We start from the raw sequence: 23,301 nt of genomic DNA, 5'->3' as shown, positions 1-23,301 counted from the left end.
TCAATTACAATCCAAACTCATGAGTCGATCCTGTTTACGGCGCCTAAAGCGATGCAGGATCGCAATTTTTATCCAAGGTGGATCGATTAATGACCGAACAACCTCGACCATTACGTACCGAGGTCACCATGGTGACCTCGTTTCAAGATGCCGATCCTATGGGTGTGGTGTATCACGGTAACTACTTCCGCTTCTTTGAAGAGGCTCGCCGTATCTTGATGGAAAAGATCGACTACAGTTATCACGCCATGATGGCGTCAGGCTACATGTGGCCGATCATTGATACCCGCGTGAAATACGTCAAACCAATCCCGTACAACCATGCGATTCGCATTTCCGCGACCTTAACAGAATGGGAAAACCGACTTCGTGTAGATTACGTGATTTATGATGCGAAAACCGAGCAACGTATGACCAAAGCCCACACCATGCAGGTGGCCGTTGGGATAGAAGACCAAGAAATGTGTTTTGTTTCGCCGAAAGTATTCACCGACAAAGTAGAGGCATGGCATGCAGGTAACGCCTAACACAACAGAACAAGTAACTACGTCAACATTAAAGCCAGTGAAAAAACGTCGCTTAATCAGTACATTCAACGCTGCCTTGGCTTTATGTTGCATACTTGGCTTCGGCGGTTTGACTACAACCGCACAGGCTATTACGCTGCCGGAATTACAACAGACATTGTCATCACAACCTTTGGTTCGTGGCGATTTCGCGCAAACCCGCAAAATGGAAATGTTCGATGCGCCATTAACCTCGCAAGGTCACTTTCTGTTAGCTGAGCAACACGGATTATTATGGCAACAAGCGATGCCGTTCCCGGTATCACTGGTGCTGACCAAAGACAAATTGAGTCAGCAGTTCGGTGATCAGGCTGCACAGGTAATGTCAGCCAGTGACAATCCAATGGTGTTCTATTTCAGCCATATCTTCCTGTCTCTTTTCAAGGGTGATACCCGCCAATTGACCGAGCAGTTTAACCTCACCTTGAGTGACAAATCGAACGGTCGTTGGCAACTGCTGTTAACGCCGAAAGCAGCACCGTTGAATGCCGTCTTCAAAGCCATCGCTCTTGACGGTAAAACCTTCATTGATCACCTGATCCTGACCGAAGTGCGTGGAGACCAAACCACCATCACGTTCAGTAATCAGCGTACCACTCCCTCCGATCTAACGGCAGAAGAACAACGTGCTTTCCAATTCTAAACTGGGCCTTATGTGGCTGTGTACCATGCTGATGCTGGCGGGCATCTTGGGTTACCAACTGACCGCCAACGAACAGCTGCCGATCGAAACTAATATATTGGCTTTGCTGCCGGAAAACCGCCAAGACCCTATAGCTCAAGAAGCCTTTGATCATGTTGCCAATAGCATGAGCAACAAGGTCATCTTCTTGATCGGTGCACCAGCATCTGCTGATCAAAACAAGTACGATGATAAAGAGGGGAAAGGTAAGCCAGCACTGACGCTCGCCGCTCAACAATTTACCCAATCCTTAAACACGCTAGGCATGTTCAGCGAGGTCACCGGCCCTATTAGCCAAAGTGCCCAGCAAGCATGGGGCGAGCTGTATTTCCCGAAACGCCACCAGCTGCTGACCGCTGAACAACAAATCCGATTACGTGACGCGCCTGCACAGCAGGTTCAGCAGGTGGTTCAAGCTGTCTACAACCCTTTCTCAGGCGTCACGGGTACTGAATTGGCCAATGACCCTTTCCTACTGTTCCGTGACTTTTTATCGCAGTTAACCCGCCAAGCAGGCAATTTCACCCTGAAGGACGGCTTTTTAACCACGAAATATCAAGGCAAGACCTACGCATTGATCACGGCCGAGTTGAATGATTCCGCCTACAGTTTTACGTTACAAAAACAGCTGCCTGCATTGACCGAACTAGAGCACCAACTCGCAAGCCAATACGACGTTGAAGTACTTCATACCGGCGTCATTTTCTATGCGGCATATGGGACCGACAGTGCAAAAAGTGAAATCAGTACCATCGGACTAGGCTCTCTTGTCGGCATCATTGTACTGTTACTAGCGGTATACCGCAGCCCATTGCCTCTTGCCCTGGCACTGCTCTCGATTGGTTGCGGCCTATTGGCTGCTTTTGTGTTTACCATCGCCCTCTTTGGCAAAGTGCATCTATTCAGTTTGGTGTTTGGTGCCAGCTTGATCGGCGTCTCAATTGACTACGCGTTCCATTACCTGACCGATCGATTATCCGCTGGTAAATCCTGGGATGCTCGTGCCGGGCTCAAGCACATTTTTACCGCCATCACGCTGGGGTTGATCACCAGTTTAATCGGCTATTTAGGAATGTTGATTGCGCCGTTTCCAGGCTTGCAGCAATTGTCGCTATTTTCAGCAATCGGTCTCTCTGCCGCTTACGGTACCGTGGTGTGTTGGTACCCGATTTTAGCGAAAGTACCGAGCAAGCCGCGCGCGCTGCCATTACGTCAGCCGATGACACAATGGCTCACGATCTGGCAGCACCGTGGCGTGCGCTTCGCCTTTCCAACGGTGCTTGTGTTAGTTTCAGCAACTGGGTTGTATCACGCCCAGTACAACGATGATATTCGTCAGCTTCAAGCATTACCTACACAGTTGAAACAACAAGAAGACACGATCAAAACCATTACAGGTGTCAGCAGCAGCCAGCAAATGTTGCTGGTAACAGCAGGCGATGAGCAGACGTTGTTAAGTCAGTTGCAACGCGTCAGCCAACAGCTCGACATATACCGCAAGCAAGGTGTGCTCGATGGCTTTCAAAGCTTAAGCCAATACTTACTGCCTGCGGATGTGCAAGCCGCCAACTTCACAGTAGTAAAAGGCCTCTATCAACAGCAAGGTGCGGAATTAAGTCAGCGTTTACAACTATCCACGCCTGTCCATTGGGAAGCAACCTTCAGTCCGCTGACACCCGATGTATTCTTGGCCTCGCCCGCCTCCAGGCACTTACGTTTTCTGTGGCTCGGACAGCTACACGGCACACAAGCGGCGATCGTAATGTTGAATGGCGTGTCACAACCCGGCGTGCTGAAAATGTTCGCGACTCGTGATGCCAACCTGAGTTACTTGGACAAAGCAGATGAAGTATCTGCCCTATTTGGCGAATACCGTATACGCGTCACTGAATTGCTGATTGCAGCAACCTTGGCAATTGGCGCATTATTGGCATGGCGTTACGGTTTCAAGAAAAGTCTGTTGCTAATTCTGCCACCGGTGATCGCCGGTTGTGCAGGGATTGCCGTGACCATGTTAACCGGCGTGCCATTGAATTTGTTTAACTTGCTCGCCTTAGTTTTGATTTTGGGCATCGGCATTGATTACACGTTATTCTTTGCGGAGCAGAGTCACAGCGATACATCGGCGAATGAAACAATCAACGCCGACCATGCACAGAGCACCTTGTTAGCCATCAGTTTATCGGCTGCAACAACCTTATTGTCGTTTGGTTTACTGGCCCTGAGTGATACCCAAGCGATCCACAGTTTTGGCATTACTGTTCTAATCGGTATTTTGGTGGCCTGGTTATTGGCACCACTTTCTATGTCGATATCGCGCCCCCGTAAAAACACACAGCCACAAACAGCATCACATGCGACCGCATCGATTCAGCAAGAGGAACAGGCATGAGTCATAGCTTTACCCAACACCGTACCATCTGGTGGTCAATGAAAGCGGCCCTACTCGGGGCCAGTTTGCTCACCATCGCAGGCTGCAGCTTGACTCCCGTGCAACAAGCCAATCAGGTCAGTATTGCACCCAATACTTTTGTTACCTTGCCCACACCAGCAGATTTAGGCCAGACGCTATCAGCCAGCCAGCTGATTACTGCGCAATGGCCTGCATCACCAGGAAAAGAGACAAAGGGCAGCGCGGATAAGCACGGTAGTCAACCGCAAAACCAGCAACAATTGCCGGTACAGCTGCAAATCGACAGTGGCAAGGTTGCACTTGCCGGATTCTCGTCGTGGGGCTCGCGCATTCTCAGCCTGACTTACGAAAACAATGCTATTGAAGCCAGCGTACTACCGGGGTTGGGTGACACCTTGCCCAAGCCCGAACAAGTGCTCTTTAATTTGATGATCACCTTGTGGCCATTGGATGCCTGGCAGGGCCCGCTGTCACAGGTAGGATGGCAACTAGTTGAAACCCAGCAACACCGCCAGCTAATAGATAATCACGGTACGGTTGTCGCCGACATCCGATATCAGGCAGCCGATCGCTTAACTGGAGATATTGTCTTTATTAACCATCAACTTGGTTACACCATCATCATCAAGACATTGCAGTACTCACACACCTGATAGTTGGAAAACCGACTGATCTTGTGCCCAAGTAAAACCTTAAACCACGCGTTTTATCGCGATAATGATAACAATGACCAACAACCAGACTGACACAACACGCCAAGCGTTATCCGCCTCACCCGTTTATATCCACGGGTGCGGATTTCACTCGGCGTTAGGAAAGTGTCATAACGACATTCATGCCCATTTACAGCAAGGCAAGTCACCCGACATGGTGCCGGTATCAGGCTACCTGAATGACGGGAAGGATACCGTGATCGGTAAGGTCGCTGCTAAACTGCCCCCTATAGCGTCACGCTACCAGCACCAAGATACCTCAAACAATCGGTTGGCATTATCTGCCTTGCTTGATATTGCACCACATATAGAGCATGCCGTTAAAAAATATGGTGCAGACCGTACAGCTGTGATTGTGGGCACCAGCACCTCCGGTATTTCGGATGGTGAACGCGCGTTACTCGCTAATGAGCGGGACGGGCACTTCCCAGGTGACTACCATTATTATCAGCAAGAAATTGGCAATACCGCGGAGTTCATTGCCGACTATTTTTCGTTGACGGGCCCAACCTACACACTATCGACGGCCTGTTCATCCAGTGGTCGTGTTTTTCTATCGGCTAAACGTTTATTGAAGGCCGGTATCGTCGATGCAGTGATCGTTGGTGGCGTCGATACTCTTTGCAAATTGACATTAAACGGTTTCCACTGTTTAGACGCACTCTCGCAGACAATGTGTAACCCTTTTAGCCAAAACCGCAACGGCATCAATATCGGTGAAGCCGCAGCCTTTATGTTGCTGTCTTTGTCTCCACAAGACAAAAGAGAAGTATCCACACCTACTCATGCTCCGGCCCACCCGCCTATCGCTTTGTTGGGTGCGGGTGATAGCTCAGACGCCCACCATATCTCAGCACCACACCCGGAAGGGATTGGTGCTGAAGCTGCAATGCGCAAAGCGCTAGACGATGCGGGTCTCACACCTGATGACATTGGCTACGTCAATGCCCATGGCACCGCAACTCAGTTGAACGATGCCATGGAAGCAAAAGCCATTCATCGAGTATTCGGTAGTCAAACCCCGGTGAGCTCGACCAAGCCGTTTACTGGCCACACCTTGGGGGCAGCAAGTGCGGTAGAAGCAGCGATTTGCTGGCACATACTGCATTATGGTATTGATCTACCCATGCAGGTCAATGACGGTCACATTGCCGAAAATTTGGCACCGATCAATTTGGTGACGCCACATCAAACACTGACCAAGTCAGCGATATTAAGTAATTCCTTTGCCTTCGGTGGCAACAACATTAGTCTGATTTTTGGATATGCACATGACTAAGATTCCACACCTTCATCTATTACTTCCCCACGACACACCAATGGTACTAGTCGATGAATTAATCGACGTTGGAGAAGAACATATCCATTGTCAAGTCACCGTTCGCGAAGACTGTATTTTTTTCAATGTACACACCCGTGCGATTCCTGGGTATGTCGGCATTGAATTCATGGCCCAATCCGTAGCCGGGTGGTCGGGGTATCAGTCATGGCTGCAAGGCCAACCATCTCCGATCGGCTTTCTGTTGGGTTGCCGTCGCTACCAAGCCGAATGCAGTACATTTTCTGAGGGCGATACCCTCGACATTTTTGCCGAGCGTCTAATGGAAAGCAATGGCATGGCCGTGTTTAGCTGTCGTATTGAACATCAAGGACAACTGCTCGCCACCAGCCAATTAAATGCATTTGTACCAACACAAGAAAAATTAGATCAAATGATTGGTTATTCTCAAGATAATAGGACTTCTTCATGATACGACATGTATTAGTGACAGGCGCAAGCAAAGGTATTGGACGTGCGATTGCCATTCAGCTTGCAAAAGATGGGTTTACCATTGCAGTTCACTACATGAGTGACAAAGCCGGTGCTGAGGCTACCTTAGCCGAGATTGAACACGTGGGCGGGACCGCTCGTCTACTTCAATTTGATATTAGTGACCGTGATCAGTGTCGCAATCAACTAGAAGGCGATATTGCTAAGCATGGTGCGTACTATGGTGTAGTAAGCAACGCTGGGATTACCCGTGACACCGCATTTCCTGCTATGACAGAAGCTGAGTGGGACAATGTGATCCACACCAACCTCGACAGTTTTTACAATGTACTGCACCCATGTGTAATGCCCATGGTGCGAAAACGCAAAGGCGGTCGAATTGTAACCTTAGCATCAGTATCAGGGATCACCGGAAACCGTGGTCAAACTAACTACAGCGCGGCAAAAGCTGGAGTCATTGGTGCCACCAAATCATTGGCATTAGAATTGGCCAAACGAAAGATCACAGTAAACTGCGTGGCTCCGGGCCTGATTGATACAGGCATGATTGATGAGCATGTCAAAGAACATGCCTTACCACAAGTACCACTACGCCGTATGGGTGAACCAGAAGAAGTTGCAGGACTTGTCAGCTATTTAATGTCCGACATTGCATCTTACGTAACACGCCAAGTAATTTCAGTAAATGGAGGTCTAGTATGAGCCGTCGTGTTGTTGTCACAGGCATGTCAGGAGTTACCGCTTTCGGTAACGACTGGCAAACCGTCGAACCCAAGCTACGTGCCTGCAAGAATGCAACTATCTACATGGCGGATTATGAGCAATATGACGGCTTGAATACAAAACTGGCGGCACCAATCGAAAACTTCACGCTGCCTAAGCATTACACCCGCAAAAAGATCCGTTCAATGGGGCGAGTATCTAAACTCTCAACATTAGCCACTGAAAATGCCCTACTGCAAAGTGGCCTGATCGATCATGAGGTACTCACCAACGGACAGACCGGTATTGCTTACGGCTCTTCCACTGGAAGTACCTCAGCCGTTGGTGCGTTTGGTGTGATGTTGAACGAAAAGAGCACTCGAGCCATCACGGCAACTACTTATGTACAGATGATGCCACACACCACAGCCGTGAATGTCGGGCTATTTTTTGGTCTACGAGGCCGAGTGATTCCAACCAGCAGTGCCTGTACATCAGGCAGCCAAGCAATCGGTTATGCCTATGAAGCAATCAAACACGGCTACCAAACTGTGATGGTCGCAGGCGGTGCTGAAGAACTGTGTCCTACAGAATCAGCAGTTTTCGATACCTTATTTGCAACAAGTCTTAAAAACGATGCCCCGAAGTCAACTCCTCGCCCTTACGACACAGATCGAGATGGATTAGTGATAGGCGAAGGTGCAGGTACCTTGGTTTTGGAAGAATATGAACATGCCATAGCACGTGGTGCAACAATTTATGCTGAATTGGTTGGCTTTGCCAGTAACTGCGATGCAGCCCATGTGACACAACCCCAAAGAGAAACCATGCAATTATGCATGGAGATGGCACTACAAGACGCCAACTTATCACCGGGTGCCATCGATTATATTTCTGCGCACGGAACAGCAACAGAAAAAGGCGACATCGCGGAAAGTAACGCAACCGCTAACATTTTTGGTGATAATGCTCCCATTAGTTCGCTCAAGAGCTACTTCGGCCATACATTGGGGGCTTGTGGTGCCATAGAAGCATGGTTAAGCTTAGAAATGATGCGTTCTGGTTGGTTTAGTCCTACCCTCAACCTTGATAGCATAGATGAACGTTGCGGAGCCTTGGACTATATCCGTGGTGAAGGTCGCAACTTAGATTGCCAGTACATCATGAGTAATAACTTTGCCTTTGGCGGCATCAACACCTCGTTGGTTTTTAAGCGCTGGCAAGACTAACAACATTACCTATATTCCCTGAGTACCACGCTCAGGGAACGGTTTCCAATCACATAAAACCGTACAAATCACTCTCCATCCTAATCTAGCCTAAGAACACTTAATCTTGGTCTACTCATATCCATAAACATTTTCTAACGCCGCAGTTATACACTTGGGGAACATTCCAATTACTTTGTCCCTACCTCATCGAGTTACTTCAACTAGCAACAACAGATAGATGTTAAGAGCTTAGCTGTCGTGATGAGATAATTCGATGTCAGCGTACCTAATCAACTGTGTAAGAACAACATTACATATGAACTGAAAATCGATGGTACTATTTCGCTGTAGTTACTAATTCGTTCAGCCGTCGAATTATTCGTTGGACAGCATCTGATAAGCAAGGCGAAACCTTAATCGCAACGACGTTAACTATGGCTTACAAGCAAAAAGGCCATCCTCAGAGCATAATGTGTCACTACGACCAGAACTACATCTCTTATGACGCTATCGTATGGAGCAGACCGAGGCTACTTGAAGTCAGAATCAGCACCCACTGCGGGCAACCGTTCTGTACCTGAAGCAGCGCGGGATATTAGTGACCACGACAAAAATCACCTTCCGAAAGCACAAACTCAAAAAATCTCATGCCCCTCCAGCCTCCAGCCTCCAGCCTCCAGCCTCCAACATGAGGATAATCTTAAACCTAATGCAACACGAACCCACTAAATACAAGCTTATGGGATAAATATCACACCAGATCAATTAAACCGCAAAAGAAACATGTCAAATGTCATATTTGCACTAAAAGGCATACATCTTTGTACAGTAATTATGAGAGCAATTACATGCAGCCAAAAAGAAAACTGCTTCCAAGATTACATTTTTATGTCAGTTATATTAAAGCCATTTGTAACGACTTTAAAAAGCAAACAGTTAGCATTTTTTTAACACTGAGCAACTGATATCACTATCAGTAAAATCAAACCCGCGTCACAATTTTTCTTGATGCTTAATGGCAGTACAATCCGTTTTTGTGAGTCACCATGAATATATTTTATTCGCCCTATCATTTAGAGTATTGACTCTAGAAGAATTTAATTCTAAAAAACAAAAATATTAAGAATAAAATAAAATCACCACACAACAAGAAAAATCATTCACAAGACCTATAAGAAAACACCAAAGGCATAAGCTAAGTATTCATAAAAAATAGAAATAATCACAAGTAAAAATCACCTTTGAAAAATCATGAAAAACGTTTTTATGATAAAAACAAAAACCACAAATAAAATATATCACCGAATAATTAAACTGAAAACAAGAAATAAAAAACAACAAGAAAAGAGAATTAAAAAATAAAATAATCAATTTTAAAAAGAAAGAATGAAACGTAAAGAACAAACGTTATATCAAATTAACCACTCAACAAAGCAAAATGTAAAAGTTTTTATTTCATCAATAGCGGCATTTTGTTGAATTATATTTCAAAAAAATTTTATGTGATATAGCTATCAATATCAACAACAACTATCACTTAACTTAATGGGTTGCCTACACTTTAATAAAAACCCGCAAAAACACCTAAAAATCAGCACTTTAGAAAGTTTGATGTTATTAAAACAATAGAAAACAAGCCATAAAGGCTGATTTTTCACCAATATAAAACCCAGTAATTTTTAAATTATCAATTGCGTTATAGAAAAAAACATGTACTTTAATAAGCCAATATCTTGAGCTAACAAGTTGTGCTTTTAGATATCACTGTAAAACTTGCTAATTGTTGAATCCCTGTTCCCTTTGAACAGTTCTAAAAACAAATTTAACCCTGTCTTCATGACAGGGTTTTTTTTACCCTCAGAAAAACTCACAACTTTAATAAAACACCTAATCATCACTTAGAAATAATATTCACAGCCTAAATTAATTATTTTTTGCAAACGTTTGCCTGAGCCATGCGTCACGATTTTTAAAAGCAAATATGCACTTTACACGAAATAACTTGTGCAAGATTTTCCAAATGATTAATGTTTGTCGCCGCGGAACATACACAATCTCTTACAAGGATTTTATAATGAAAAAAACAATTATCGCAGTGGCATTAACTTCTCTAATCTCTGGCGCAGCACAGGCAGCAACAGTCTACAAAGCAGACAATGGCGACAACGTCAAAGTCTACGGTGGTGCAGAAGTTGGCGGTACGTTCGTCTCTGATACTGACAAAACTCCTTTTGGTCCAGATACAACTTTTGTTGATGACTCTTTCGCTACTATCGGTCTTAAAGGTCAGACTGGCGACTTCTACGCGAAGTTTGAACTTGACGGCGAACGTCAGGACTGGACTAAAGATAACAACATGCGCATCATCATCGACAAAGCATATGTTGGTTACAACGTAACTAAAGGTCACTCCATTGAGTTCGGCCGTACTGATACTGCATACGACCACGTTGACGCATTCGGTGACGTAACTAACGAACTAGGTCTTGGTATCTCTGAAGCTGGTGACCAGGACAGCACCTTCAAGTACCGCGGTAAATTCGGTAACGTGAAAGTGGGAATCTCTCACTCTCTTGAAGGTTGGGATGGCAAGACTGATGACTTCGGTCACCCAGTGAAGTACAGCTACGAAACAGATTCACTGTTCGGCCAAGTAACTAACGGTTACATCGGCTACTACGGCGATACTTTCACAGTAATTGCTGGTGCTGAAGAAGGTGACGAAACATCTATCTACTCACTACACGGTGAGCTTGAACTAGGTAAATTCACTCTTGCCGGTCTGGTATTCGATGAAACCAAAAACTTCGATAAAGGCTCAGATACAAACGAAGTGGGTGTAAACCTGGGTGGTAAGTACGCAATGACAGAAAAACTAAACCTGCTTGCTAACGTTAACTACTCTGACTCTGACGCATTTGCAGAAGAAGCATACTTTGGTGTTGTTGGTGCTGAATACCGCTACGCATCAAACGTAAAACTGGCTGCTGAAGTTGCATTCGGTGACGTGCTTAAAGGTGCGAAAGATGCAAACAAGAAGAAGACAACTGAATCAGGTGCTCTAGCCTACCTAATGGCTTACTACTGGTTCTAATGTAACTCGATACATCTAGAACAACTAGAGAGCTGATCTTTCGTCCCTTGATTGGCTCTCTCTTTTCTTCCCCCCCTCTTCAAATAAGGCGTCTCATGAAAAAGATCGTTTTATCGGCACTCGCACTAGCGGTTGCAACCGGATGCACAGCCCAAAATTCTGCCCAGGAACCAGCACATGAGTGGGTTCAGGGTCAAGAATATAACCTAACCATTCTTCATACCAATGATAACCACGGCAACTTCTGGCAGAACAAATACGGCGAACGCGGTATGGCTGCCCGTGCCACACTGATCAATGAAATTCGCGCTGAAGTTCAAGCAGAAGGCGGTTCTGTCCTTCTTCTATCAGGCGGTGATATCAACACAGGTGTGCCAGAGTCAGATCTGCAAGATGCAGAGCCAGATTTCATTGGTATGAACATGCTAGGTTACGATGCAATGGCTGTCGGTAACCATGAATTTGACAACCCGCTTGATGTACTTGCCAAGCAGGAAGGCTGGGCTGAATTCCCATTCCTTGCCGCTAACATCTACAAAGATGGCAAGCGTATGTTCGATGCATACAAAATCTTTAACAAGCAAGGCATTAAGATCGCTGTTATTGGTTTGACAACCGAAGATACTGCCAAGATCGGTAACCCTGAATATATCGACGGTGTTGAGTTCAAAGATCCAAAAGAAGAAGCCAAGCAAGTTATTGCCGAGCTTAAGAGCAAGCACAACCCAGATGTGATCATCGCAGCAACGCACATGGGCCACTATCAAGATGGCCAGCACGGTTCGAACGCAGCGGGTGATGTGAAACTTGCTCGTTACCTGAACGAAGGCGATCTTGACATGATTGTAGGCGGTCACTCGCAAGAGCCTGTCTGCATGGAAGGTCCGAACATGTACAACAAGAACTTCAACCCGGGTGACGTGTGCCAGCCGGATCAGCAGAACGGCACCTGGATTGTTCAGGCGCACGAGTGGGGTAAATACGTTGGCCGTGCTGACTATACCTTCAAAAACGGTGAGTTCGAACTAAAATCATACGATCTTATTCCAGTTAACCTGAAGAAGAAAATCAAGGTTGACGGCAAGAAAGTTCGCGTCTTCATCCAAGACGAGATCCCGCAAGACAAGGCTGTTTTCGATACCCTGAAGCCATTCCAGGACAAAGGCCAGGCCGCACTTAACGTGAAGATCGGTACGTCCAACGGTGATCTGGTTGGTGAGCGTAAGATCGTACGTAACAACCAGACAAATCTTGGTCGCTTGATCGCAACAGCTCACAAAGAGCGTGCCAAAGCAGACTTCGCTGTTATGAACTCTGGTGGTGTTCGCGCCTCTATCGCTGGCGGTGATATCACCTACAAAGATGTTCTGACGGTACAGCCATTCGGCAACATCGTGACTTATGTTGATATGACAGGTGCCGAAGTTCAGGACTACCTGAATGTTGTTGGTACCAAGTCTAAAGATTCAGGCGCCTATGCTCAGTTCTCCGGTATTACCATGACAGTAAACGGCGACAAAGTGACTGACGTGAAGATTGACGGTAAAGCACTGAACGTAAAAGACACTTACCGCTTCACCATTCCTTCCTTCAATGCTGCTGGCGGTGACGGCTACCCGAACATCACTCAGCATCCGGCATTTGTGAACACTGGCTATGTTGACGCAGAAGTACTGAAAGATTTCATCGAATCGAAAGGTACGGTTGACGTCACTGAATTCCAGCCAAACGGCGAAATTGTCTACAAATAATAATGATATGTCGCCCTGTTAGGGATAACAGGGCTTCTTTAGGGTGAAAATAATGAAAAAATCCATTCTCGCACTATCCATCGGTGCTGCAGTTTCATGTGGTGCCCAGGCGAATCTGCTTATCACGGAATATGCGGAGCCAAATGGCGGCAGTAATAAATTAATTGAAATCGGTAACACAGGTACAAGCGCAGTTAGCCTTGATGGCTACAGTCTGCGTAAAGACTCAAATGGAAAAAATACCTTCTCAAACTCAATCAGCCTTGATGGTCTGACTATTCAGCCGAATGATGTAATTACTCTGGCTCATACAAGTAATGCTGATCTGCCGTTTACACCAGATAAAACAAGTGGCAGCCTGGACTTCAATGGTAATGATGCAGTAGGCCTTTTTGACTCAACTGATACCATGATTGATGTTGTTGGCACTGTTGATGGTTCAAAATTTGGTGAAAATGTCGTTCTTCGTCGTTCGGAGTTAACCCCTAAAGCTGTTTATGATGAAACTCAATGGACCAAACTAGACGAAGGAACAGGTAAAGATTACAGCGATTTTGGTAGTATCGCTGAAGGTGGTGGTTCTGTTGAACCAACAGAACCACCAAAATCAACACCAGCGACTATTCAAGAAATCCAAGGCCAAAGCTGGTCATCAACTATCGATAGTATAGACGTACCAAATGGTACTTATGAGTCAGTTGGTTACCACGAGGTAAATGGTGTTGTTACTGCCATCCAAAAAACAGCCCTAGGCAAGGACCTAAAGATTGGCTTCTTCATGCAGGCGCCAAGTGACGGTGACGCACTGACTTCTGACGGTATCTTTGTTGAAACAAGCAAAATTTCTGACATCTCAGTTGGTTCTGCTGTTACTGTCGTTGCCAAGGTAAAAGAAGATTGGGGTTGGACGAAGCTTGTTAGTGTTGATTCAGTAAAAGTAACAGGTTCAGAAACAACGCCAGCAGCAACAGCTCTGCGCGTTCTGGAATCAGATGAAGACTTTGATTTCACGCTAGAACGTCACGAAGGCATGCTGGTTAAATTCGACAAAGACTCTGACATGCGAGTTAGTCGAAACTTTGGCTTCAGCGGTTCTCCGTTCTACCGAAACAATATGGTTGTCTCCAATGGACAGGTCAACGTACATCCAAACCAGAACAACGCACCAGCTGTTCATGACGATAACATTGATACTGATTCAGAGCGCCAAACTGATTGCAACGAAGACAAACGTATTGTAGTTGAATCATTCGAGAAAGCACCAAGTGGTGTTATACCTTGGTATCCAGAATTTGGCTCGGCAAGTGCTGTGCCTATGCCAGATGGCACTACTACGACTGAAGATTACATCCGTATTGGTGATATTGTCGACGGCTTTGAAGGTGTCATTGGCTATTCTGGTATGTATGGCTACAACGATTACCGTCTGTATGTAACCAACACAATCACTAAAGATAACTTTATCCACGAGAACTCAGAACGTACACAAGCACCTGTATTAAAAGAAGGCGGTAATCTTCGTATTGCAACCTTCAATGTGCTTAACTATTTTAACTCTCCGTTCGGTGGTGATAGTAACCTCAAAAATGATAACCGTGGTGCAGAGTCAGAGCCAGAGTTCCAGCTTCAAGGTGACAAAATTGCTAAGGCAATTGTTGCTATGAATGCCGATATTATCGGCCTGATGGAAATCGAAAACAATGGCTTTGGCGAGAACTCAGCAGTTGCGCATCTTGTTAATAAAATTAATGCTCTAATTGACGATAAATCTGACCACTATTCTTACGTTGTCGGCAACAAAGATGATAAGTTTGTAGGTTCTGATGTTATTGCGAACCAAGTGATCTTCAAAGCAAGTAAAGTTTCACTAGATACTTATCGTCTGATTGAAATGCCTGAACAGCATGCACCTGAGGTCGCATATAAAGATACTAAGAACAAAGACCAAACAGAAAATGGTAATAATTACCAACGAGATACTCTCGCTCCTACCTTCAAGATTAATGGTACAGAAGAGAAAATCACCATTTCAGTTAATCACCTAAAATCTAAGGGTTCACCTTGCTGGGAGGATGTTCAAACCGGTAAAGAGCTAGACAGTGACAAACAGGGTAATTGCGAAAACTTCCGTGTCTCTGCGGCTTACCATCTAGGCCAAGAGCTAAACAAGATCGACGGATACAAGCTAATCCTTGGTGACCTAAACTCTTACGGTAACGAAGATCCAATCATGGTTCTGACTAACCGTGACAATGCACCTGAAAGCCATGTGATCAAAGCAGCTCGTAATACGTATATTGGTGGTGATGAAAATATACTAGGTACACCACTACACGGTGAAGAAGGTGCAGTTATTACTGACTCTTATGGCTACGTTAATATTATTCGCCAGCTACACCCTGATTCATACAGCTACTCTTACAATGATGAAGTCGGCACGCTTGACTACATCCTGGTTACGCCTGAGCTTGTGAATAAAGTAGTAGATGCAACCGACTGGAACATCAACGCCGCTGAGTCAACGTTGTTCCAATACTCTGATAAATATAACTGTGCAAATGGTACATGCTCTACACGATTCTCTGATCTATACCGCGCTTCGGATCACGACCCAGCGGTTATCGACCTGAAACTCGGTACCGTAGTTAACCCAGAGCCACCAGTTATCACTCCACCAACAGAGCCTAAAAACCCGCCGGCAGATCTTCCGGAAGTTCCGGCAGCTCCTGTTGCTGGTGAGCCAATCAAGGTTATGTTCGATTTGACTAACATCAGTGGCGTTGCGCTACACGAAGGTGACAAGGCCGTATTGAACATTGAGAAGATTAGCTCTTTCAAAGCCGCTGTTGCTGGTGCGGACACTAGCTCTGTAACTCTGACTAAAGCAATCATAGAGCAAGGTTGGGTTGAGCTTGAAGGTGAAGTTGCTGACGCTGGTGAATTCAAGATGACAAAACAAATCATCGACGGAGTAACAGGTCAACCAACTTATACTTCTCAAGAAGAGACCATCAAAGTTTCTGAAGGTAAGACTCAGCCAGTTGATCCAAACCCAGGTCACAGCCATGGTGGTTCAACCGGTCTATTTGGTCTGCTGTCACTACTAGGTCTTGGTTTCTTCCGTCGCAAGATGAACAAGTAACCTTGGTCTGAATCATCAAGGGAGGCATTCAATGCCTCCCTTTTTTCTGAGAAAAAACTATGAAAAAGACACTTCTTGCCATTTTGGCGCTTTCTTGCTGTAGCGCTAATGCAGCCTATGCTCAGGCCCACGATCCCCATGTTGTTGCGCCATTTTCTGTTACCTGTAAAACCAAAGAAATTGTTCCACCTGTCGATCCGGGCGAGATTAACAACCCTGACGGTTACTACGATTTGGCACTCAACAAAACCGGTGACGAGCTAAAGAGCGCACTAAATATCATCATCTCTACCGGTATTAATAAGCTCCCTTACTCGTCTTCTTCGTTTGATGTATGGGATGCACTAGATATTACTGACGAAGACCCTGACAACCCAGATAACGTCATTCTTATCTACACTGGCCGTTCTCAGGCAAAAGGGCAAAAAACCGGCCAAGGTAACCTCGGGCGTGATAACTGGAACCGAGAGCATTCCTACCCGAAATCTAACGGCGGCTTCAATGACAAAGGAGCTTACGGCTATACCGACATTCACCACCTTCGCCCGTCAGACGAAAGCGTAAACTCAACTCGCGGTAACCTCGAATACGACTATAGCGATAACCCTGTCGCCGAAGCACCGGAAAACCGCTATGACTCTGACTCTTTCGAACCACGTGATGCGGTCAAGGGCGATGTAGCTCGCATGATGTTCTACATGGCCACCCGTTACGAAGGAAAAGACAGCATCACACCTGATTTAGAATTAGTCCCAACTGTTAGCAATAATGGCAATGCGCTCGGTAACGTTTGCTCCTTGCTTCAGTGGAACTTAATCGATCCTGTTGATGATTTTGAAGCAAATAGAAATAACAAAATCCAAAAAATTCAAGGTAATAGGAACCCATTTGTGGATAACCCACAATGGGCAGACGAAATTTTTATCAAAGATTGTAAAAAATAATAAGCAAAGGTCAACCTCGGTTGACCTTTGCTTTATCTTGCTAAGCGATACGCGAACAAAGACAAAATCAGATACGATCTGTATCTCGAATCATCTCTTTATCGCGATCCTGCCGGTCAGCATACTCATCATCGACAGTCGGCTGATAAGACAGATTGTCTGTGGTACTGCACCCTAGTAATGTTAAGCCGAACAGTAAAATTATTATTCTCATCTTGTCACTTCCCTTTTTACTTATGGCAACCTAATACTAGTACATTAATCTGAATAATCCATAAACGAACCTCAACAGCGGTAATAAATTAGGTTTTATATAATAAAACCTAATTTATTATTTCTCTTTCTGCTCATAAATGATAAATCACAACATCCATTTATTAAGGGCTTAAGGCATACCAAACGTTTGCTATTGAAAAATCAGAGAAATTTAATTTTTCCACCTTTATCTTCATGATTTTAGAAGTATTTCTCCAATTTAGTGAGTTGTTCTCTCATTTGCACCACGCATTAAGACAAAGCTCGCATAAGTTCCTCTTAGTTGAAAACCAGTCGATTGATGATGATAGAGTTGCCAACAGCTACTTAAGCTTCTTTTATATCAATAACCTACACCTGTTTCGCTGGAGAAATGCCGTGGCAGATCAAGCTGTAACTATTCGCCCTATCAAAGCTGGTGAGAAAAAAGCGCTCAAACAAATTATGAATAATGCATTCCCGTTTTTTATGCGATTATTTTTCTCTTTTTCTAAACATACCCTAGTCGCAGAAAAAAACGGCGAAATTGTCGGTGGGGTTATTCTGAAAATGTTTATGCTTCAAGAAAATGTCAAAGCAGGGTTAGTTTCTCTAATTTTTTGTTCTCCCCAACACGCTGGACTTGGTATAGGTCAGTCATTATCTGCCGCCGGACTCAAAACACTAGAACAACATGGCTGTACACAACTATTCGCCTGTGTTGAAGGCAACAATACCAGTTCAAGTAAGCTATTTAGCAACAGTGGCTTTTCCAGGCTATCACTGTTCGAGCAACTTAAAACATATAAGCTAAATAACTTACGTATCTGGCTTAACAGCTTCCACTTCTTCGATGTCGGCTTTTTTATGTGGGCCAAATCCACTGACAACCTGCCAGCCTACACCGCTAACTCATCCACCAGCCGCAGTGAATGGTTATTTACCCTGTTTAGCCATGTGTTTATTTTGACTGTTTCACTGTGGCGTCAGGGGGAAGCTGATTTTCTGGCCTTGAAAAATATCCTTACCTTGGTGGCCACCTTTGCTGTCTTTTATGGTATCCGTTACGGCGCAATGCTGAGTATCGCCTGGTACCAAAAACAACAGGTTGAATTCAAGATGTGGGAATCTGGGCTTATGTTATCCGGCCTTATCGCACTCTTATTTGGTGGGTTTATGGCCGCGCCCGGTTCGTTATATCCAGTGGAGAAAAACTGGACATACAAAGACCACATCCCTCAGTTAGGCAAAATGGCATTGATATCCTCGGTATGCTTAACCAGCTTGATATGGTGTATTGGGTTGCTACTCAATCATAATTTCATCGCTGAACACTGGCTGCATTCATTAGAAACCGCCTTCTTGGTCGGTACCGGATTACTCGTTTTAGACGTAACGCTACCTTTTTTCCCATTTTCATCTTTTAACGGCAGGCGACTGTGGGATTGGAATAAACTAGCTTGGGGAATACTGACGCTCAGCATTATACCACTCGTTGTCCTCTTCTGATCCGATAGAAGGGTGGCAATAAGTTAGCATCAGTACAGATGCCAGGTTCTAAACCAGAGTTGGCAATACCAATCTAAATAAGTAAATGTGCCATTTTTTCATGGAGATAAATGCGCAGCAACGGATTTAGGTTAATCAAAACATCTGGTCTATGATATCAAGAGACTGGATACTGACTCCTAGTATCCAGCGCATCCGTTATCAACTTTCGACCAGTGCTATTGTTAAATTGAGCTAAGGAGCTGGCCATGAAAAAAGTACTTGGGAAAGGCTGCCTGCTTCTGCTTTTTATCTTCGGTGTGGCCGCTATTAATTATAAAACAGAGCTTCAACAGCTTTATCATACCGTGCGACTGTTCGATCAGGATGTCATCGTTGAGAACTTCTCCAACATGAAAAGGCTAGCTCCGACAAAAACAGTTGCCGCTTCAGGGATGGTTGACGAACTGGGCCACTCCCCTTCACCGCTTCCCCAGCACTTTACCTATAACGACAAGTCAGTTGACATGCAGAACTGGATTGAGCGCTCCAGTACAACCGCCCTAGTGGTGTTAAAAGGTGATAGCATCACTTTCGAGGAGTATTACCAAGACACAAATGAGTTTGATCTGCGAATTTCCTGGTCAATGGCCAAATCGTTTCTCAGTGCTATATTCGGCATTGCCATTGAGGAAGGCCACATTTCAGATTTAAATCAACCGGTCACTGACTATGTGCCCAGTTTAATCGGCTCAGGGTATGAAGGTGTCAGCATCAAAAATGTCTTACAGATGTCCAGCGGCATCTATTTTAACGAGGATTATGGTGATTTTTTCAGTGACATAAACCGTATGGGCCGGCTTATGGCTTTAGGGGGTAGCTTCGATGAATTTGCCGCTTCGCTCACTCGCTCGCGCCAACAAGGTACATATCTGTCATATGTCAGTATGGACACCCATGTTATCGGTATGGTGTTGCGGGCAGCGACGGGGAAACCAATCGAAGAGTATTTTAATGACAAGCTGTGGTCAAAATTACACACAGAACGCGAGGCTATATTTATCACCGACAGTACCGGTGAGCCTATGGTATTGGGTGGGCTAAACCTTATCAGCCGAGATTACCTAAGAATGGGAAAACTCTATCGCGATCATGGCCAACTTGATAATCAACAGATTATTCCAAGCCAATGGATAGAGCAGAGCATTACGCCTGACGCTCCCCATCTCATGCCCGGAAAAAGAGAGAATTCAAATACACATTGGGGTTATGGTTATCAATGGTGGATCCCCGAAAATGTCAATCAAGAGTTTTTAGCGATTGGCATCTATGGCCAATATATTTATATTAACCGCTTAGCTGATGTTGTCATTGTAAAAAACAGCGCAGATCTTGCGTTCATGGATAATAGCTATGAGAGTATGGATTACTCTCTCGCCGCATTTAGGGCTATCGCCCATTCATTGTCTGGCAATGTTATCACCCAAGCAGAATAGTATTGCAATAACGACTTGATATACGTATACCCAAAGGAAAATAATGTTAAGGAAAATAGCTAGCTCTCTGTCGATCTATCAAGGGCTACCAAGCGATATCTATTTTATTGCGTTCGCACGTTTTCTGCTTGGTCTCGGGAATTTTATTATTCCTTTTTTAGTCTTGCTGCTCACTCAGAAATTAGGTTATTCCACCACTGTGGCAGGCGGACTGGCTATGGGAGTTACCGGTATTTACCTGTTCGGTAACTTAATTGGCGGAAAGCTTGCCGATAGCTTCGGCCATAAACGCATAATGGTGACAGGCGAGCTGGCAGGAGCGGTAATATTAATTGTCTGCGGCTTTTTCTCTGAAAGTCACTTATTCGCACCTGCTTTATTATTCATAAGCTATTTTTGCTTCGGCGTATCCTTTCCGGCCAGCAGTGCCTTGGTTGCTGATCTATCAACCCCGAAAAATCGTGATGCGGTTATGTCACTCAGCTACCTTGCCTATAATTTGGGATCGGGCATCGGACCGGTGCTAGCCGGATACCTTTTCTGGAATCATACCGTTTGGATCTACTGGGGAAATGGTATTGCCGCCTTTATCGGTATTGTGGTCGTCATGCTATGGGTCAAAGAGCCCAAACACAACATACACGATGTAGATTCAGATCAACCTGAATTAGAAAGAGCGGCTGAAGGCTCGGTGTGGCAAGTTCTTCGCCAGCGTCCCCGACTGATTATTTTTACACTTTGCTGCACGCTGCTCTGGTTTGCCTTGTATCAAATGACAATGACCACCCCGCTATATTTAAGCCATGTTTTTGATAAACATGGCGCGGTATTATTTGGTCAGTTGATGACATTTGCCAGCATTCTTGTCGTGTTAATCACCCCGCTATTAATGCGCCTCACCAGCCAGCAGTGCGAAATAAAAAGTTTGGCAATCTCAGGGCTATTATTTGCCGTTGGTTACTGGGTGATCTTACTCAACACCACTATCGCCATGCAGTTTTTCGCCTGGATTTTCCTCTCTGCCGCAGAAGTATTGTTAGTCACCAAAGAGGGGGTCTACCTTGCCAATCACTCTCCCCAGAGTCATCGTGGACGTATTAGCGGGATATTAACCACAATTCGAAATTTGGCCTTGATGCCAACTTATGTCTTTATGGGAGCACAGATTCAGCAATTCGGCTATCAAAGTACATGGGCAGTGGTCATTGCCGTTTCGTTTTTTGCCGCACTGTCATTATGGACCTTGTCGCTACAGCAAGGCAAAAAGCAAGAGGTGGCCTTGGCCTAAAAGCGCGCCTCCAATAGTTAAAGGGATATAGCTATGGATAATAAACACTTGGTTGACATACTAGGCACTGAGCTGCCACTCATTCAGGCCCCCATGGCCGGAGTACAAGACAGCGCGCTGACTATTGCAGTCAGCGAAGCGGGCGGACTGGGGTCACTGCCCTGTGGCATGCTCGGCATTGATGACATCATTAATGAAATTACCGAGATCAAACGCGCTACCAGTAAACCTTACAATCTCAACTTCTTCTGCCATTCTCTGCCAGAATATGACATCAACCGCCAGTCACAATGGCAGACCCTTCTTAAGCCCTATTTTTCAGAGTTGGGCATGAATTGCCAGAGCTCTCCCCAGGGAGCGACAAGGGTGCCGTTCAGCCATAACATTGCCGATGTCATCGAGCCCTTCCAACCCGAAATAATCAGTTTTCATTTCGGCCTACCCGATGATGACTTGCTCGAGCGGGTCAAGGGCTGGGGCTCGAGGATCATCTCTTCAGCTACCACAGTCCAGGAAGCTCAGTGGCTGGAGTCCAGAGGAGTCGATGGCATAATAGCCCAAGGTTTTGAGGCCGGTGGACACAGGGGGATGTTCTTGACCGATGATCTATCGACTCAAGTCGGCACCTTTGCGCTGGTATCGCAGATTGCTAATACTGTCCGTGTACCTGTCATTGCCGCAGGAGGAATAGCCGACAACAAAGGTGTTCAGGCAGCGCTAACACTAGGTGCCACAGCCGTTCAGGTAGGCACTGCCTACTTATTGTGCGATGAAGCCAAAACCAGCCAGTTGCACCGGACAGCGTTGAAAAACTCCCAAGTACGGCCAACAGCCGTGACCAACCTTTTTACCGGTAGGCCTGCTCGCGGTATCGTCAATCGTGTCATGAAGGAGCTAGGTGCGATGAATACGACCGCCCCTGCTTTTCCCTATGCCTCGATAGAGATGGCCCAACTGCGAAAATTAGCTGAAGGCCGGAGGATAGATGATTTCTCCCCACTATGGAGCGGGCAAAATACAACAGGCTGCAAAGAAATTTCAGCATCAGAGCTGACCCGACAGTTGATGTCGGGCATTACTGTATAACTAGACGATAAAGCTTTGCGCCAAAGCTATGAGCGAATATGCTCGAACAACTGATCGGCAAGGTTACGTAAGGCTCCCTCGGCAGGCTTGGTGTGAGAGAAGGTTCTGATCCCGTAGATCCCCATCACCAAAAACTGCGCCAACTGCTGATGATCGCGGTTCGAGGGGAGCTCATTATCCTGTTGCGCCTGGTAAATTTGGGCTGCAATCCCCTCTTGCCATTGCTTTAGCATTTGGGCAATGACGCTCTCGACTTCATCATCCTGATCAGCAAGTTCACTCAGGGCTTTTTGCAGCAGGCAGTCTTTGATTTCTTCCCGCTCACATTCGTCGACAACATTATCAAGATACACCCTTAACGCATCAAGACTTGAGGTACTGTCTTCGAACAAATCCATGAATTCCGTCTGGCGATCTGAACGATACTGCTCAAGCGCGGCTAGTAACAGTCCCCGCTTATTCTCAAACGCGCAGTATATCGAGCCCGGATGCAAGCCCGTGGCCTTCTTCAGATCCTGCATGCTGGTTTTGCTATAGCCCTTGGCAATAAATGCTGCCATTGCAGCTCTCAATACATGTTGACGATCAAACTCAGCACTTCTCATAGACAACTCTTTCAATAACTCTATACCCAGTGATTCTAATCAATATTGAGCAATCATTCAAAAAACATCTTGAATGTTCGTTCAAAAAAGTCTAACTTGAATATGCATTCAAGAA

At 45.5% G+C, this 23,301-nt stretch carries 18 protein-coding genes; 16 read left to right on the top strand and 2 right to left on the bottom strand.

The window, feature by feature from the left end; genetic code table 11:
* Positions 1-89 precede the first annotated feature (89 nt).
* The 12 genes from L4D19_RS03880 (at position 90) to L4D19_RS03825 (ending at position 16,989) form a co-directional block, all read left to right on the top strand.
* Complete coding sequence (locus tag L4D19_RS03880; protein ID WP_128783115.1) at positions 90-527, top strand: acyl-CoA thioesterase; 438 nt, start codon at positions 90-92, stop codon at positions 525-527.
* Positions 511-1,209, top strand: a complete 699-nt coding sequence (locus L4D19_RS03875) for a LolA family protein (RefSeq protein WP_428451284.1) — start codon at positions 511-513, stop codon at positions 1,207-1,209. Before L4D19_RS03880 ends, L4D19_RS03875 begins: the two co-directional genes overlap by 17 nt.
* Before the next feature lie 25 nt (positions 1,210-1,234).
* Entirely contained in the window at positions 1,235-3,640 is a 2,406-nt protein-coding gene (locus tag L4D19_RS03870) for an MMPL family transporter (RefSeq protein ID WP_428451283.1), read from the top strand.
* A gap of 38 nt (positions 3,641-3,678) precedes the next feature.
* Positions 3,679-4,314, top strand: a complete 636-nt coding sequence (locus tag L4D19_RS03865) for a DUF3261 domain-containing protein (protein WP_428451401.1) — start codon at positions 3,679-3,681, stop codon at positions 4,312-4,314.
* A 73-nt stretch (positions 4,315-4,387) separates the two neighbouring features.
* On the top strand, positions 4,388-5,653 hold the full coding sequence (locus L4D19_RS03860) for a beta-ketoacyl-[acyl-carrier-protein] synthase family protein (RefSeq protein WP_428451282.1): 1,266 nt from the start codon (positions 4,388-4,390) through the stop codon (positions 5,651-5,653).
* Entirely contained in the window at positions 5,646-6,125 is a 480-nt protein-coding gene (locus tag L4D19_RS03855) for a hotdog family protein (RefSeq protein WP_428451281.1), read from the top strand. Before L4D19_RS03860 ends, L4D19_RS03855 begins: the two co-directional genes overlap by 8 nt.
* Positions 6,122-6,847 carry a 3-ketoacyl-ACP reductase FabG2 gene (locus L4D19_RS03850; protein WP_428451280.1) on the top strand — a complete coding sequence of 242 codons (726 nt, stop codon included), beginning with the start codon at positions 6,122-6,124 and terminating at the stop codon, positions 6,845-6,847. The genes L4D19_RS03855 and L4D19_RS03850 overlap by 4 nt, the downstream gene beginning before the upstream one ends.
* Positions 6,844-8,076, top strand: coding sequence for a beta-ketoacyl-ACP synthase (locus tag L4D19_RS03845; RefSeq protein ID WP_428451279.1), 1,233 nt, complete (start codon positions 6,844-6,846; stop codon positions 8,074-8,076). Before L4D19_RS03850 ends, L4D19_RS03845 begins: the two co-directional genes overlap by 4 nt.
* 2,056 nt (positions 8,077-10,132) lie before the next feature.
* Positions 10,133-11,152: a porin gene (locus tag L4D19_RS03840; protein WP_160657630.1), complete on the top strand. Its 1,020-nt coding sequence runs from the start codon at positions 10,133-10,135 to the stop codon at positions 11,150-11,152.
* Between the two features lie 95 nt (positions 11,153-11,247).
* On the top strand, positions 11,248-12,903 hold the full coding sequence (gene ushA / locus L4D19_RS03835; protein ID WP_428451278.1) for a bifunctional UDP-sugar hydrolase/5'-nucleotidase UshA: 1,656 nt from the start codon (positions 11,248-11,250) through the stop codon (positions 12,901-12,903).
* A gap of 52 nt (positions 12,904-12,955) precedes the next feature.
* Positions 12,956-16,045, top strand: a complete 3,090-nt coding sequence (locus L4D19_RS03830) for an ExeM/NucH family extracellular endonuclease (RefSeq protein ID WP_428451277.1) — start codon at positions 12,956-12,958, stop codon at positions 16,043-16,045.
* Between the two features lie 59 nt (positions 16,046-16,104).
* Positions 16,105-16,989 (top strand): endonuclease I family protein, encoded by an 885-nt coding sequence (locus L4D19_RS03825; RefSeq protein ID WP_428451276.1) that lies wholly within the window; start codon positions 16,105-16,107, stop codon positions 16,987-16,989.
* A gap of 67 nt (positions 16,990-17,056) precedes the next feature.
* On the opposite strand, the gene L4D19_RS03820 is transcribed toward L4D19_RS03825, so the two are convergent.
* On the bottom strand, positions 17,057-17,203 hold the full coding sequence (locus L4D19_RS03820; protein ID WP_428451275.1) for a hypothetical protein: 147 nt from the start codon (positions 17,201-17,203) through the stop codon (positions 17,057-17,059).
* Between the two features lie 236 nt (positions 17,204-17,439).
* On the opposite strand from L4D19_RS03820, the gene L4D19_RS03815 reads away from it, so the two are divergent.
* The 4 genes from L4D19_RS03815 to L4D19_RS03800 all read left to right on the top strand — a co-directional run bounded on the left by L4D19_RS03815 (position 17,440) and on the right by L4D19_RS03800 (position 22,581).
* Positions 17,440-18,732 (top strand): GNAT family N-acetyltransferase, encoded by a 1,293-nt coding sequence (locus L4D19_RS03815; RefSeq protein WP_428451274.1) that lies wholly within the window; start codon positions 17,440-17,442, stop codon positions 18,730-18,732.
* Positions 18,733-18,980: 248 nt separating this feature from the next.
* Positions 18,981-20,207, top strand: a complete 1,227-nt coding sequence (locus tag L4D19_RS03810) for a serine hydrolase domain-containing protein (protein ID WP_428451273.1) — start codon at positions 18,981-18,983, stop codon at positions 20,205-20,207.
* 43 nt (positions 20,208-20,250) lie between these two features.
* Positions 20,251-21,495, top strand: a complete 1,245-nt coding sequence (locus tag L4D19_RS03805; RefSeq protein ID WP_428451272.1) for an MFS transporter — start codon at positions 20,251-20,253, stop codon at positions 21,493-21,495.
* 33 nt (positions 21,496-21,528) lie between these two features.
* Positions 21,529-22,581: an NAD(P)H-dependent flavin oxidoreductase gene (locus L4D19_RS03800; RefSeq protein ID WP_428451271.1), complete on the top strand. Its 1,053-nt coding sequence runs from the start codon at positions 21,529-21,531 to the stop codon at positions 22,579-22,581.
* A 26-nt stretch (positions 22,582-22,607) separates the two neighbouring features.
* Here L4D19_RS03800 and L4D19_RS03795 read toward each other — a convergent pair whose 3' ends face one another.
* Positions 22,608-23,186 carry a TetR/AcrR family transcriptional regulator gene (locus L4D19_RS03795; RefSeq protein ID WP_428451270.1) on the bottom strand — a complete coding sequence of 193 codons (579 nt, stop codon included), beginning with the start codon at positions 23,184-23,186 and terminating at the stop codon, positions 22,608-22,610.
* Positions 23,187-23,301 lie beyond the last annotated feature (115 nt).

Origin of the sequence: Photobacterium kasasachensis, assembly GCF_050336885.1 — a bacterium.
GTDB classification, from domain to species: Bacteria; Pseudomonadota; Gammaproteobacteria; order Enterobacterales; family Vibrionaceae; genus Photobacterium; species Photobacterium kasasachensis.
This window is presented reverse-complemented; position numbering and strand designations above follow the sequence as displayed.